General features: G+C 64.5%; 14 protein-coding genes. 12 read left to right on the top strand and 2 right to left on the bottom strand.

Annotated features, from left to right (window positions below; translation table 11 throughout):
• Positions 1-2 precede the first annotated feature (2 nt).
• Genes VGG89_07805 through VGG89_07770 form a run of 8 tightly spaced genes read left to right on the top strand, consistent with a single transcriptional unit; the run spans position 3 to position 6,645 of the window.
• Positions 3-914 (top strand): hydroxymethylglutaryl-CoA lyase, encoded by a 912-nt coding sequence (locus VGG89_07805; protein HEY1976431.1) that lies wholly within the window; start codon positions 3-5, stop codon positions 912-914.
• Positions 901-1,716 carry an alpha/beta fold hydrolase gene (locus VGG89_07800; protein ID HEY1976430.1) on the top strand — a complete coding sequence of 272 codons (816 nt, stop codon included), beginning with the start codon at positions 901-903 and terminating at the stop codon, positions 1,714-1,716. Before VGG89_07805 ends, VGG89_07800 begins: the two co-directional genes overlap by 14 nt.
• Position 1,717: 1 nt before the next feature.
• Positions 1,718-2,146: a DUF4870 domain-containing protein gene (locus tag VGG89_07795; GenBank protein ID HEY1976429.1), complete on the top strand. Its 429-nt coding sequence runs from the start codon at positions 1,718-1,720 to the stop codon at positions 2,144-2,146.
• Positions 2,147-2,204: 58 nt separating this feature from the next.
• Positions 2,205-2,657, top strand: a complete 453-nt coding sequence (locus VGG89_07790; protein HEY1976428.1) for a VOC family protein — start codon at positions 2,205-2,207, stop codon at positions 2,655-2,657.
• A gap of 17 nt (positions 2,658-2,674) precedes the next feature.
• The gene (locus VGG89_07785; protein HEY1976427.1) at positions 2,675-3,826 is read left to right on the top strand and encodes an amidohydrolase family protein; all 1,152 of its coding nucleotides are present in this window, start codon (positions 2,675-2,677) and stop codon (positions 3,824-3,826) included.
• Positions 3,823-5,100, top strand: a complete 1,278-nt coding sequence (locus VGG89_07780; protein HEY1976426.1) for an alkaline phosphatase family protein — start codon at positions 3,823-3,825, stop codon at positions 5,098-5,100. Before VGG89_07785 ends, VGG89_07780 begins: the two co-directional genes overlap by 4 nt.
• A gap of 1 nt (position 5,101) precedes the next feature.
• Entirely contained in the window at positions 5,102-6,244 is a 1,143-nt protein-coding gene (locus VGG89_07775; GenBank protein ID HEY1976425.1) for a glycosyltransferase family 4 protein, read from the top strand.
• Positions 6,244-6,645, top strand: a complete 402-nt coding sequence (locus VGG89_07770; GenBank protein HEY1976424.1) for a hypothetical protein — start codon at positions 6,244-6,246, stop codon at positions 6,643-6,645. Before VGG89_07775 ends, VGG89_07770 begins: the two co-directional genes overlap by 1 nt.
• Here VGG89_07770 and purK read toward each other — a convergent pair.
• Positions 6,642-7,793 (bottom strand): 5-(carboxyamino)imidazole ribonucleotide synthase, encoded by a 1,152-nt coding sequence (purK, locus tag VGG89_07765; protein ID HEY1976423.1) that lies wholly within the window; start codon positions 7,791-7,793, stop codon positions 6,642-6,644. The genes VGG89_07770 and purK overlap by 4 nt on opposite strands.
• Complete coding sequence (purE, locus tag VGG89_07760) at positions 7,790-8,281, bottom strand: 5-(carboxyamino)imidazole ribonucleotide mutase (GenBank protein HEY1976422.1); 492 nt, start codon at positions 8,279-8,281, stop codon at positions 7,790-7,792. Before purE ends, purK begins: the two co-directional genes overlap by 4 nt.
• An 86-nt stretch (positions 8,282-8,367) precedes the next feature.
• On the opposite strand from purE, the gene VGG89_07755 reads away from it, so the two are divergent.
• The 4 genes from VGG89_07755 to VGG89_07740 are packed head-to-tail and all read left to right on the top strand — an operon-like array spanning position 8,368 to position 13,470.
• Positions 8,368-9,540, top strand: a complete 1,173-nt coding sequence (locus tag VGG89_07755) for a hypothetical protein (GenBank protein ID HEY1976421.1) — start codon at positions 8,368-8,370, stop codon at positions 9,538-9,540.
• A 48-nt stretch (positions 9,541-9,588) separates the two neighbouring features.
• A complete protein-coding gene (locus VGG89_07750) occupies positions 9,589-11,532 on the top strand; it encodes a hypothetical protein (protein HEY1976420.1) in 1,944 nt (647 codons plus the stop codon).
• 4 nt (positions 11,533-11,536) lie between these two features.
• Positions 11,537-12,637 carry an SDR family NAD(P)-dependent oxidoreductase gene (locus VGG89_07745; protein HEY1976419.1) on the top strand — a complete coding sequence of 367 codons (1,101 nt, stop codon included), beginning with the start codon at positions 11,537-11,539 and terminating at the stop codon, positions 12,635-12,637.
• A complete protein-coding gene (locus tag VGG89_07740) occupies positions 12,610-13,470 on the top strand; it encodes a hypothetical protein (protein HEY1976418.1) in 861 nt (286 codons plus the stop codon). Before VGG89_07745 ends, VGG89_07740 begins: the two co-directional genes overlap by 28 nt.
• Positions 13,471-13,475: the final 5 nt, after the last annotated feature.

Genomic DNA, 13,475 nt, shown 5'->3' with positions numbered 1-13,475 from the left:
CAATGGCTCTTCCCAAATCCGTGACGCTCTTCGAAATGGGCGCCCGCGACGGGCTCCAGAACGAAGGCGAGATCGTCCCCGCCGACGCGAAGGTCGAGTTCATCGACCTGCTGTCGCAGACGGGTCTGCGCTGGATCGAGGCGACGTCGTTCGTCAGTCCCAAGGCGATTCCGCAGCTCGCCGACGCCGCCGACGTTTTCGCACGCATCGAAAAGGCGCCCGGCGTGCGTTATCCCGTGCTCGTGCCGAATCTCAAAGGCTACGAGCGCGCAAAAGCGGCCGGCGCCGATGCAATCGCGGTATTCACCGCGGCGTCGGAACACTTTACCAAACGCAACATCAATATGACGATCGACGAATCGCTCGAAACGTTTCGCGACGTCGTGCGCGCCGGCCGGCATGACGGCATGTGGGTGCGCGGTTATGTATCGACCGCGTTCGGCTCGCCGTTCGGCGACACGGTCACACCCCAGATGGTCGTCGACGTCTGCGTGAAACTCATGGAGATGGGCTGCAGCGAGTTGTCGATCGGCGACACGATCGGCGTCGGCGTGCCCAGCCAAATCGACGAGTTGATGCCGCTTCTGCTGCACGACGTGCCCCTCGAGCTGATCGCGTTTCACTTCCACGACACGCGCGGCACCGCGCTTGCCAACGTCTACGCAGCGCTCCAGCACGGTATCGCCAAGTTCGACTCTTCGTCGGGCGGCCTGGGCGGCTGTCCCTACGCGCCGGGCGCGACCGGCAACGTCGGCACCGAAGACGTGCTCTACTTGCTGCATCAAATGGGCATCGAAACCGGCATCGATCTCGCGAAGATCCGCGCCGCCTCGCGGTACATCGCCAACGTCGTCGGACATAATCTGACCAGCAAGGCGTATCAAGCGATGGAAGCGGCCGATGCGCGCCGCTAGCGCGCTGCTCGCCGTCCTTTTGATCGCGGCTTCTGCGCCGCACGCGATCACGTTCAACGCCGACAACAACATGGATTCGCCGCAGCCGAAAGCTCCGCTCGCGCAGTGGCAAGACGCGCCGGGACGCAAGCGCGTCGAGTTGTTCGTCAAGGGCGCGATCTTGCGCGGGTACAGTTACACCGGCAAAGTCGAGCGCGGTCCCGTGGTGGTGCTGTTCGGCGGCAGCGGCAATATGGTGAAGGCTCACGATGGGGCGGCGCGCGGATTCGCGCGGCACGCGTCGCGGGTGGTGTGGTACGACTACCGCGGATATGGATTCAGCGGCGGCACGGCACACTACGACGATCTGCTCGCCGACGCGTTGCGCGTCTACGATTCGGTCCTTGCCGGAAGCGAAGTCAAGCGCATCGTGCCGTTCGGCTACTCGATGGGCACCGCCATCGCCGAGTACGTCGCGCTCAACCGTCAGGTCGCGGGATACGTTCTCGCCGCACCGTGGAGCGATTTCAACGCGGTACTGCGTTATCAAGATCCCAAACACACGTACCGCCTGACGCCCCAAGCCGCGAGCGAAACCGACGAGGTCGCGATGGTGCGCCGCATCCGCGCACCGCTGTTGATCTTCCAAGGAACCCGCGACGACGCTATCCCCCCGACGCAAGGGCCGCGGCTCGAACGCTACGCTGCCTCGCCGGACAAGCGCTTCGTTGCTATCGTGGGCGCGAAGCACAATGGGCTGCTGGAGAATCCGCAGTCGCAAGCCGCAGTCGCCGGCTTCCTCATGCACGTGACCAATTTATAAGATGGACGGCTCCAAGGGCGAACGCACCTGGGCCGTCGTGGCGCACCTGTGCGGCTGCCTGTGGATTCTGGGGATACCCTTCGGCGGCAGCATCGCAACGGCCGTCATTTACCTCACGCGGCGGCACGATTCGCCGTTCGTCGCCGATCAGGCGCGCGAATCTCAAAACTTTCAAAATACCGTTTCGCTCGCGGTGATCGCCGTGTTCGTCGTTGTCGCGCTAATCGTCGAACGGCTGGCCGTTCACGGCGCGACCGAGCCGGCTTTGGCGGCGATCGCGCTGGGTGCCGTTTCTTTGGCCGTCATTATGACTGCTAACGTTGTCTTATCGATCGTAGCGGCGCTCGCAGTGCAGGGCGGCAAGACGTATCGCTATCCATTGTGCGTGCGTTTTCTTCGTGCGGCAAGCGAGCCCACTTCCGCGAGGTGACGCGTCGCGCGCCGCGAACCCGTCACGCCTCCCACAAACACACACGAAGGAGATACGCATGAGCACCACCGGTACTGCAACGACCGGCACGACGGGTACGGGAATCACGTTTCAGCCGTACATCTTCTTCTACGGACGCTGCAAAGAAGCACTCGATTTTTACAAAGACGTTTTCGGCGGCACGTACGAAGCGATGACGGCCGGCGAATCGCCGTTTAAAGACGATCCGCAAATGGGCGGCGACAACAACCGCATCATGCACGCATCGTTTACGTCGCCGACCGTCAACTTCTTGTGTTCCGACGGTCAAAACGACAAGACGATCGACCCCGAAGAAGGCAACATTTCCGTCGCGTTTTCGACGACCGATAAAGCCACGGGCGAACGCATCGTCGAGCGGCTGTCCGAGGGCGGCACGGTGAAAATGCCGCTGGCAGACGCGTTCTGGGGCGGACGTTTCGCCAACGTGGTCGATCGCTTCGGCAACGATTGGATGATCACGACCCCATAGGCGCCAATAGGCCCGGCATGATCGTTCGTGCCGGCGTTCTTTACGACGGAACCCTCGAACCCCCAAAACACAACGTCGACGTCGTCATCGACGACGGGCGCATCCAAGACATCCGCGCGGGCGACGGCGAGCACGATCTCGCCGCCGCCTGCGTTACGCCGGGGCTGGTCAACGCGCACGTGCACCTCGAAGCCAGCGGCGAGCCCGACCTTTTCGCGATGGTCCAGTCGACGACGCCCAACCAGCGGCTGCTGTGTGCGGTCGCCAACGCGCGCAAGTCGCTCCAAGCCGGCGTCACGACGGTGCGCGATCTCGGCTGTTCCAACACCATCGCGCAATCGGTACGCGACGCGATCGCCGCCGGACTGATTCCAGGTCCGCGCATTCGCGCCGCCGGCAACGTGCTGTGTATGACGGGCGGACACGGCTGGCCGATCGGCCGCGCGATCGTCTCGCCCTGGGACGCCCGCAACGCCGTTCGCGAACAAATGCTCGCGGGCGCCGATTGCATCAAGGTGATCGCGACCGGCGGCGTGCTCACCAAGGGCGCCGTGCCCGGCAACGCACAACTCTGTCCCGAGGAACTCTCGTTTGCCGTCGACGAAGCGCACCGGCACGGACTGCGCGCGGCGGCGCACGCTATCGGCACCGAAGGAATCAACAACGCGCTGCGGGCGGGTATCGATTCGATCGAGCACGGAATGATGCTCGACGACGAGTCGATCGCGCTGCTCAAAGAGCGGCGGGCGTTCCTCGTACCGACCCTGGCGGCACCGGTTTGCATCTTGGCCCATCTCGAGGACGGAACGCAGCCGCAGTACGTGATCGACAAGACGCGCGCGATCGGAAGCGTGATGCAGAGCAACGTGCGCCGCGCCTACGAAGCCGGCGTGCGCATCGCCGGCGGCTCCGACGCCGGCACGCCGTATAACTTTCACGAGGACTACGCCCACGAAGTCGAGCTCATGCACGCGATGCTCGGCATGACGCCCCAGCAGGCGCTGCACGCCGCGACCGCCGTCTCCGCCGAACTGATCGGTCTGCACAAAGGCATTCTCGCGCAAGGCGAACCTGCCGATCTCATCTTGTTCGATCGCGACGCCGGTCAAGACGTTCGCGCGCTTGCCCATCCCAAGCACGTCATCAAAGACGGCTCCGTCGTCGCGTGATTGCCGCGCTGCTCGCCGCCGCAGCGCTCGGCCAGCCGGTGATGGGCAGTCCGATCGCGCACGTCATCGTCGTCATTCAAGAGAATCGCACGACCGATAATCTCTTCGCGTCGTCGACGCTGTCCAACGGCGGTCCGTTTCCCGGCGCCGACGTCACGCAGACCGCCAGGATCGACGGAAAATCCGTCGCGCTCAAGGCGACGCCGTTCGAGGATCCGTACGATCCGGATCACTCGCATCCGGCGCTGCTCAAAGAGTGGAACGGCGGCAAACTCGACGGCTGGCCCGCGCAGACCCTGGCGTACGTGCCCGCGGCCGAGACGACCGTGTATCACATGCTCGCGCACGCGTACGCACTCGCCGACGAAAACTTCGCGCCGCGCTTGATTCCAACGTTCCCGGGTCATCTGTTCTTGGTCGCCGCGCAAAGCGACGCCGCGGACGATCCGACCGATCTGTTTCGCTGGGGCTGCGATTCCGCGCCGGGCACGACCGTGCCGGTCTTCGGCCAAGGCGAAACCGAGATCACGCCCGGGAAGTTTCCGTGCTTCGACTATCAGACGATCGGCGATCTGCTCGACGGCGCGCACGTGAGCTGGAAGTATTACGCCGCCGCGCCCGGCACGATGTTCGACGCCTGGGAGAACGTGTACGACGCCATCAACCACATTCGCTTTGGTCCGGATTGGGCGAACGTATCGATGCCGATGTCGAACGTGCTCTCCGACGTGGCGTCGTGCAGACTGCCGCAGGTTGCTTACGTCACGCCGACGTGGACCAACTCCGATCACGCGGGCGAACTGACCAACGGCGGCCCAGCGTGGGTAGGATCGATCTATATGGCGATGCTCCAGAGTCAGAAGAGCGCCGATCCCGCCTGCCGTTATTACGGCAATACCGCCATGATCGTCACGTGGGACGACAGCGGCGGGTGGTACGATCACGTCGCCCCGCCCGCCGGGCCCAACGGCACGCACTGGGGGTTTCGCGTGCCGATCCTCGTCGTTTCGGCGTGGTCGAAGTCCGGGTTCGTCTCGCACACGCAGCGCGAAACCACCTCGATCGTTCGCTACATCGAGAAGAACTGGTCGCTGGGCGATCTCGGTCAGCGCGACGCGAGCGGCGACGACTTGAGCGACCTGTTCGACTACGCTCGTCCGCAGCCGATACCGCCGCTGCAATCGTATTGGCTCGCGCGGCTGATTCGGCACACCTCGCCGGGCTGGAATCTCGCCGCGAGCCTGCGCGACACGCACGTGGTCGACAATCAGTAACGTGAGTCTCGCCGGACTGCGTCTGGCGGTGCTCGCGCCGATCGCATGGCCGACGCCGCCGCCGGGATACGGACCGTGGGAACAGATTGCGTTCAACATCGCCGACGGCATGCGCCGGCGCGGTCTCGACGTGACGCTCTTTGCCCCCGGTAACTCGCAGTTCGACGGCAAGGTCGCCTCGGTCGTGCCGGTGGGATTGAACGAAGACCCGGCGCTCAACGGCGACGTCTTCGTCGCGCTGCACATCGGCGAGCTCGTGCGGCGATTCGGTGAGTTCGATCTCATCCATAACAACTTCGATTGGAAGCCGATGACCTACGCGCTCGGGTCGACCGCACCACCGCTGCTCACGACCGTGCACGGCTTTTCGTCGCCGCAGATTCTCGCCGCGTACTACGCGTGCGCGTGGCGCAGCTTCTTCTGCTCGATTTCCGACGCCGATCGCGATCCGGGCTTGGAGTATCTGTCGACAACCTACAACGGCATCGACGTCGAAGAGTTTACCTTCGGCTCGAAGCCCGGCGACTATCTCGTCTTCTTGGGCCGCTTCCATCCCGAAAAAGGCACGCACCTGGCGATCGACATCGCCAAGCGCGCCGGCGTGCGATTGAAGATGGCGGCGATTCCGCAAGACGATGCGTACTTTCACGAGTACGTCGAGCCGCACATCGACGGCGATCGCGTGCAGTTTCTGGGCGCGGTCGAACGCGACGCGCGCAGCGAGCTGCTCTCGAACGCGCTGGGACTGATCCATATGACCACGCGGCCGGAGCGCTTTGGTTTAACCATGATCGAAGCGATGGCGTGCGGCACGCCGGTGCTCGGCGCGAACATGGGCTCGGTTCCCGAGATCGTCGTCGACGGCGTCACCGGCTTCGTCTGCGATACGGTCGAAGAGGCCGCGAGCAAGGTGCCGCGGCTCGCGTCGATCGATCGGGCCGCCTGCCGGGAGCACGTCGCGCAGAACTTTTCGGTCGAGCGGATGATCGACCGCTACGTCGATGCGTACGAACGCGCGCTCGCTTTGAAACTGCCCCCGCCTCCGGCGGAAGATACCTTACGAATGCGAAAGCACGACTGGTGGGACCGGCCGATGGCCTACACCGAGATTCCGCCCAAGCCCAAGACGTTGACGTTTGAGTGATGAAAACCGAGCGCGACTACTCGCATCGATCGCTATTTGAAAAACTCGGGGTTCGCTCCGATATGCACGTTGCCGTCTGCGGCGTGCGCGACGAATCGTTCCTGCTCGAGCTCAACGCACGTTTGGCCATGGGCGCGTCGACGACCATGCGCACGAAGTACGACATGATCTTCGTGCAGATCGACGGTCCAGCCGACCTCGAGCGCATCGCCCGCGCGAGCGCGCACCTGCGCCCGAACGGCGCCGTCTGGGTGTTTCATCCTAAAGGCCGCGGCGCGTCGCCCACCGACGATCAAGTGCGGGCGTCGGGCATCGCTGCCGGACTCGTCGACACGAAAATTTGCGCGCTCAACGACACGCACACGGCTACCAAGTTCGTGATTCCGCTGGTGAAGCGCTAGCCTACCGGAGTCCAGCCGAGCTTCTTGAGCGCGGCCTTCGCTTCGGCGATCGCGAACTCGCTCACCGGTCCGTCGACTAGCATCGTGAAGTGCCCCATCTTGCGGCGCGCGACGGCGTGCTTCTTTCCGTAGACGTGCAGCACGATCGCCGGATCGCTCAGTAGGGCGGGGACGCCGCCGAGAAAGTCACCCTTGCCTTGCCCGAGGATGTTCATCATGATCGCGTTGCAGAACAGGCGCGGCTGCGAGAGCGGTAAGTCGCAGATCGCGCGCACGTGCTGTTCGTACTGCGAGCACGGCGTGACGTCGATGGTGTAATGTCCGCTGTTGTGCGGGCGCGGCGCGATCTCGTTGACGAGCAACTCCTCTTCCATCGAAAGGAAGAACTCGACGCAGTACGTGCCGACGATGCCGAGCTTGCGGCCGATCGTGGCCGCCATGCTCTGCGCGCGCGCCGCGATCTTCTTGTCGACGCGCGCCGGCGCGATCGTCATCGCGAGGATCCCCTGGTCGTGCGTGTTCTCGCACACCGGATACGTTACCACGTTGTCCTTGGCATCGCGCGTGGCGATCACGCTCAACTCGCGCGTGAAGTAAATCATCTTCTCGAAGATGAGCTTCGCTCCGCGTGCCGCCGCGAACGCCGCCTTGGCTTCTTCGAGATTGGTCGCGCGCCACTGGCCTTTGCCGTCGTACCCGCCGCGCACGGTTTTGAGAATCGCCGGAAATCCGACGGTCATCGCCGCTTCGGAGATGTCGTCTATGCGATCGACCATCGCGAAATCGGCGGTCGGCAGGCCGCACTCGCGCACGAACTTCTTCTCTAAAATCCGATCCTGCGTGACGCGCAGCACGTTGCTGCCCGGCGTCACGCGATATTCGAGCTTTTCCAGATGCTCGACCGACGCGATCGAGATGTTCTCGAACTCGTAGGTAACGAGGTCGCTGCGCTTGCCGAGGTCTTCGATCGCCTCGAGATCGTCGTATTGCGCGACGATTTGCTCGTCGGCAACCTGCCCGCACGGCGAATGCTCTTGCGGGTCGAGCGTGATGACGTGGTAACCCATGCGTTTGGCGTCGAGGGCGAGCATCCGGCCGAGCTGGCCTCCCCCGATCACGCCGATCGTATGGATCGCGGGCGTCTTCACTCCGGCGAGCTCGACGCGGCCGCGTCGTGCATTTTCTTCACGTACGCTTCTAACCGCCGGCGCACGCCGGTTTTGCGCAACGCGACGATCCGCGCGGCAAAGAGCGCCGCGTTGATCGCTCCGCCGATCGCCATGGTCGCAACCGGAACGCCCGGCGGCATCTGCGCGATCGATAAGAACGAGTCGACGCCGTCGAGCGCTTTGCTTCGTACGGGAACGCCGATAACCGGCACGAGCGTTTTCGCGGCCGTCATTCCCGGCAGATGCGCCGCCCCGCCCGCCGCTGCGATGATCGCCTGTAGGCCGCGTTTGGCGGCCTTTTCGGCGTACTTAAACATCTCGTCGGGCATGCGATGCGCCGATACGACGCGCACCTCGCAAGCGATTCCAAATTCGCGCAGCAGGTCGCGCGCCGGTTCCATGGTTTCCCAATCGGAACGGCTGCCCATGATGATTCCGACCGTCACCGCCTTGCCTGCTTGCGCCATGCCCAGGCGCTTCGCCAACGCCCTATTATGTCATCCTGAGCGTAGCGAAGAGCGAAGCTCGAAGCGAAGTCGAAGGGCAGGCGCATATGGACAACCGCTTTCTTCTGGGCATCAATTACTGGCCGAGGCGGAGCGCGATGTACGCGTGGAAGCGTTTCGATATCGGCGAAATGCGCGAAGATTTCGCGCGCATCAAAGCGCTTGGTTTGGACGTGGTGCGCTTCTTCTTGCTGTGGGAAGATTTTCAGCCCGAAGCCGACGCGATGGATGCCCAAACGCTGCGCAAGTTCGACGCGGTGATGGACGCCATCGCCGACGATGGGTTGCTCGCGATGCCGACGCTCTATTGCGGACACATGAGCGGCGTGAACTGGTTGCCGGCTTGGTCGCTCGACGCAGGGACGCCGCACGGACGTTTCCGCACCATCGCCAACGATCGCAAGGCGCCGTTCGGCATCGGCGACTTCTACGCGGGACAAAAACTGCTGCGCGCACAAACGCTGTTCGCGCGCAAGGTCGGCGAACGCGTGCGCGAACATCCGGCGATGTACCTGTGGGATCTCGGTAACGAGTTTTCGAACATGCGCGAACCCGCTACACCCAACGACGGCGCGAAATGGAGCGCGCTGCTCACCGAGCATCTGCTCGAAACGTCCGGCTTCGGGACGACGGCCGGCATGCACGGTGAAGACCTCGAGCGCGACCGTCATTTGCGTCCCGCGAGCATGGCGACGCCGTGGACCATCGCGACGATGCACGGCTACTCGGTGTACAGCGCATGGTCGCGCGGCAAGCTCGACACCAACGTCGTGCCGTTTCTCTGCCAAGTGCAGCAGTCGCTGAGCGTAAAGCCGGTGCTCTTTACCGAGTTCGGGAATCCGACGTGTCCGCGCGATCGATCGAGCATCGGCGAAATGGCGTGCCTCACCGAGGAGCAGATGTGCCATTACGGGCGAGGCGTGCTCGATCGGCTGCACGCGCGCGGCGCGCTCGGTGCATTCTGGTGGTGCTGGGCCGATTACGACGCGGCGCTTGCGACCTTGCCCCCGTTCGACGTCGCACCGCACGAGCTTACCTTTGGAATTGTGCGCGACGACGGCAGCGAGAAGCCGATCGCGCACGTCTTGGCGGCTTTTGCGCGCGAGGGGCGCACGGTCGTCGCGCCCCCGCCGCCGATCGCTGAAGAAAGCGCGTATTACGCGGCGCTGCCGGAGGGCATTTTCGACCTGTACCGCGAGTATTGCGAAACGCATTCTTGACATAAATCAACAAAGGGCGAGCGGGCGGACGGCCCAAATATATCGAGCATGCGCTCGAACGTTTATATGCGGCTCGGCGCCGCTGCATGCGCCGCACTCTTAGCCAGTTGTTCCAACGCGGTACGCGATGCCGCGCCGCTTCCTCCCGATAGCGCCGCATTCTCGCACGCCGCCCCTTCCGGCGCCGCGGAGCCGATCGGGCGGCACAAGCGACGTAAAGAAAACCTCACCATTCGCGTGCGCATTCCGAAAGCGCGTCATCATAAACGCGGGCGCTATATTTCACCCGCGACCCGCGGCATGAAGCTGTCGTTTACCGGAACGAAGTCGTTTACCGAGGCGATCGCACTGACGCAAGTCAGCCAAGGCTGCAGCAACTCGACGGGTGCGGTGGAGTGCACGGTTACCGTTGCGCTTCCGACCGGCACCTATGCGGTGTCGGTTGCCACGTACGATCAAGCGCCCAGCGGCGGCACGTTTTCCAGCGGCGCGAAACTGCTGTCAACCGCTTCGAATCTGCCGCTTACGGTAAAGCTCGGGAAGCCCAACACGCTCAAGGTGACGCTCGACGGCGTTCCCGCGGCGCTCGCGGTGAGCGGGATTCCGTCGGGGTCCGCGGGCATGGCATTCTCGGCGCTCGGCTTCACGGTTGCGGTGAACGACGCCGGCGGCTACACGATCGTCGGCACCTACGATTCGCCGGTAACGCTGTCAGATAGCGACAAGAGCGGCGCAACGTCGATCGCTACGTCGGGTTCTGACAAACCGGCGGCCGGAAAGCTCCTGAGCTCCAACGACAACGCGACGTTATCGTACTCGGGTCTTGCGCTTGCGCCCGTAACGATCGGCGCTTCGGTAACCGGCGCGACGAACGCAAGCGCGCAGTTCGCACCGACGCTGCAGCCCATTGTGTTCACAGCGCAGGGAGGCAGTACGACCCAAACCATTAATTTGTATGCCGACGCGAACGACCCCGACTCGGCCGGACTTTCCGCTTCGTTCACGGCAACCGAAGCCGGCTGGACGAACGCGCCGTACAATCGCAACATCACGGCGACACCAGCAGATGCGTGCAACGCCTTCTCGAACACGTCGCCGGCCAGCGGGACGTCGTTTACCACCACGGCCAGTTTGATTCCAACCACCGGTTTGTGCACGCTTACGCTATCTGACGGAAACGGACAAACGCTCCACATTTCGTTGTCGTACGCCGTATCGTCAACGACGATTAACACCGCTGGGTCGACGCAATTTACCGTTCCCGACGGCGTTACGCGCATTACGGTTACGGCCGGCGGCGCGCAGGGGGGTACCGGCTACAACGGGCTCAGCGGCGGCGAAGGCGGCTCGGTCACGGGAACCATCGCCGTGACGCCGGGCCAGACCTTTGACGTCGTTGTCGGCGGTAAAGGCGGTAACGGCGGGACTCCCGCGGGGGGATCCGCCGGTACCAACGGCGGCGGCGCCGGCTCGGGCTCGGGAGAATGGGGCGGCGGAGGCGGCGGAGGCGAGTCGACCTTCGCGCTGAGCGGCACGCGGCTCTTCGTCGCCGGCGGCGGTGGCGGCTCGGCCGGCGCCAGTTCCGACTTCGGGGGCACGCCCGGTGGCGGCGGCGGAACATCGGGCCAAGTCGGCGGCGCCGGGGATGGCGGCGGCGGCGGAGGCGGCGGCGGCGGCGCAACGCAATCGCTCGGGGGAACGGGCGGTACCGGACTGGCTCCGGGCGGCACCGGCGGAACTGGGACGGCAAACACCGGCGGGGCCGCCGGCTTGGGGTCCGGGACCGGTCCAAACTCTCCTGGCGCATACGCACCGGGCGGTGGTGGCGCTGGCCACTTCGGGGGTGGCGGCGGCGGCACCGGCGCAGCTAGCAGCGATAACACCGGCGGCTCGGGAGGCGGCGGTTCCTCGTTTGCGGCCGGCAGCATTTTGAACGTTACGTATACAACCGCCACGCAAAGCGGTGACGGAGTCGTAATCATCGCATACTAGCGGCATGCCTAGAGCGCGAACGATGGTCGTGACGGGCGCAAGCTCGGGAATCGGCCGAGCGCTCGCGTTCGAAGCCGCGCGCGACGGTTTTGCCGTCGTGGCGGTGGCGCGCCGCACCGAGCTGCTCGCCGAGATGGCGCTGCACATTCGCGCCAACGGCGGCGCGTGCGCGGTCGTGCCGACCGACGTGCGCGCGAGCGACGCTCCCGGACGCATCGTCGACACCGCGCTGCACGCGTTCGGCGGCATCGACGTCGTCGTCAATAACGCGGGCGGCGGCGCCTACGGCGCGCTGCTCGAACAGAGCGACGCCGCACTCGAAGCGCAGTGGCAACTGCACGTCGCCGCGCCGCTGCGCATCGCCCGCGCCGCGCTGCCGCATTTGGAGAAGGCACGCGGACAACTGATTTTCGTCGGCTCGGGCATCGCGCGCGTTCCCGTTCCGCAGTACGGCGGCTACGCGCTGGCCAAAGCCGCGATCCGCACCGCATCGATTCAGCTACGCCGCGAGTTGCGCGATCGCGGCATATCGGTGGCGTACGTCGATCCAGGATTGGTGGCCAGCGAGTTTCACGACGCCGCCGGCGTCGAGCGCGATCCGCGCGTGAGGGCGGCGACACCCGAAAGCGTCGCGCGCACGATTTTGCGCGGCATCAAACGGCGCCGTCCGACGATCAACGCGCAGTGGTGGCAATCCGCCGGCACCGCGCTCGGCGAGTTCGCCGGCACCCTCGCCGACAGCACCGTCTCGACCTTCACGCCAAAACCCACACAGCAAGTGGGCGAGAACGCCTCTGTCATCCTGAGCGTAGCGCCCGAAGGGCGCGAAGTCGAAGGGCAGGCGCCTCAAAACACCGGCTTCGAAAAGGCTCTCGAGCCGGTGGCGCGGCGCATGGAGCGGGTGAAGCTGCAACCAACGTTCGTGCGCGACGCGTTGGTGCCGGGGACGACGCTCGAGCTCAACGAGCTGGCGATGCGCTGGGCGGGAATGCCGAACAAGAACGAACGCGCGGCGATGCGCGAAGTGCTCGATGCGTTGACCGCAGGTGGTTACCTCGAACCGATGGGAGATGAAACGTGGAAAGTCGTACGCGCCGCGGATTGACGCTTGCGGTTGTCGCACTGGCAACCTTGGCCTCGGCCGGACCGGCGGAGCAAAATGGAACGTTCGCGCTGCTCGGCGGCACGCCGCAGATCGTCTCGGAGTTCTGGGCGACGCACGGCACGGGTTTGACCTACCGGCTCAACGTGCAGCAGTTTACCAAAGCCGGCGCACCGATCAAAGCGTACGACGTCGACATGCAGCACTTCATGCACCTCGTCGTCGTCCGCGACGACTTCGCGACGTTCGCGCACAAGCACCCCGCGTACAACACCACCACCGGCGCGTTTGAAGAAAACTTCACCAAAGAGCGCAACCACCGCTACTACGTCTTCGCCGACACCGTGCCAAAAGGCGTCGGCCAGCAAGTCTTCCGCTTCCTCTTGGAGAGCGACGGACCGTACGCGATGTACAAGCTCTCGGCCGACGCATCGGCAAATAGCGCGCCGGCCGGACCGTATACCGTGACGCTCGCGACGACGACCGTGGCCGCCAACGCGCCGCACGTCGTCGATCTCACCGTCGAGAAGGGCGACGATCCCGCCGAGGATCTCGTACCGTACCTCGGCGCGGCCGGGCACGTGGTGATGATCGACATGTCCACGCTCGAATACATCCACGTGCATCCGACCTTGCGCGGTCAAGCGACGCCGCAAAACGCGTCGATGAACTCCCCGCGTGCGATGAAAGCCATGACCGGTTCGGGTAAAGCCGGCCCGTTCATGAAGATGGAGTTGCCGCCGTTGCCGGCCGGCTCGTATAAAACGTGGGTGCAGATTTCGGGCGGCAAAGACTTAAAAGTCTATACCGCCCCGTTTACGATCGTCGCGAAGTAAAGCGC

The sequence above is a fragment of the Candidatus Baltobacteraceae bacterium genome (assembly GCA_036488875.1).
Taxonomy (GTDB): Bacteria; Vulcanimicrobiota; Vulcanimicrobiia; order Vulcanimicrobiales; family Vulcanimicrobiaceae; genus JAFAHZ01.
This window is presented reverse-complemented; position numbering and strand designations above follow the sequence as displayed.

Bases quoted from the DNA above. Each gene is read 5' to 3' on its own strand.
- VGG89_07805 (HEY1976431.1), top strand. From the start codon at position 3: ATGGCTCTTCCCAAATCCGTGACGCTCTTCGAAATGGGCGCCCGCGAC.
- VGG89_07800 (HEY1976430.1), top strand. From the start codon at position 901: ATGCGCGCCGCTAGCGCGCTGCTCGCCGTCCTTTTGATCGCGGCTTCT.
- VGG89_07795 (HEY1976429.1), top strand. From the start codon at position 1,718: ATGGACGGCTCCAAGGGCGAACGCACCTGGGCCGTCGTGGCGCACCTG.
- VGG89_07790 (HEY1976428.1), top strand. From the start codon at position 2,205: ATGAGCACCACCGGTACTGCAACGACCGGCACGACGGGTACGGGAATC.
- VGG89_07785 (HEY1976427.1), top strand. From the start codon at position 2,675: ATGATCGTTCGTGCCGGCGTTCTTTACGACGGAACCCTCGAACCCCCA.
- VGG89_07770 (HEY1976424.1), top strand. From the start codon at position 6,244: ATGAAAACCGAGCGCGACTACTCGCATCGATCGCTATTTGAAAAACTC.
- purE (HEY1976422.1), bottom strand. From the start codon at position 8,281: ATGGCGCAAGCAGGCAAGGCGGTGACGGTCGGAATCATCATGGGCAGC.
- VGG89_07755 (HEY1976421.1), top strand. From the start codon at position 8,368: ATGGACAACCGCTTTCTTCTGGGCATCAATTACTGGCCGAGGCGGAGC.
- VGG89_07750 (HEY1976420.1), top strand. From the start codon at position 9,589: ATGCGCTCGAACGTTTATATGCGGCTCGGCGCCGCTGCATGCGCCGCA.
- VGG89_07745 (HEY1976419.1), top strand. From the start codon at position 11,537: ATGCCTAGAGCGCGAACGATGGTCGTGACGGGCGCAAGCTCGGGAATC.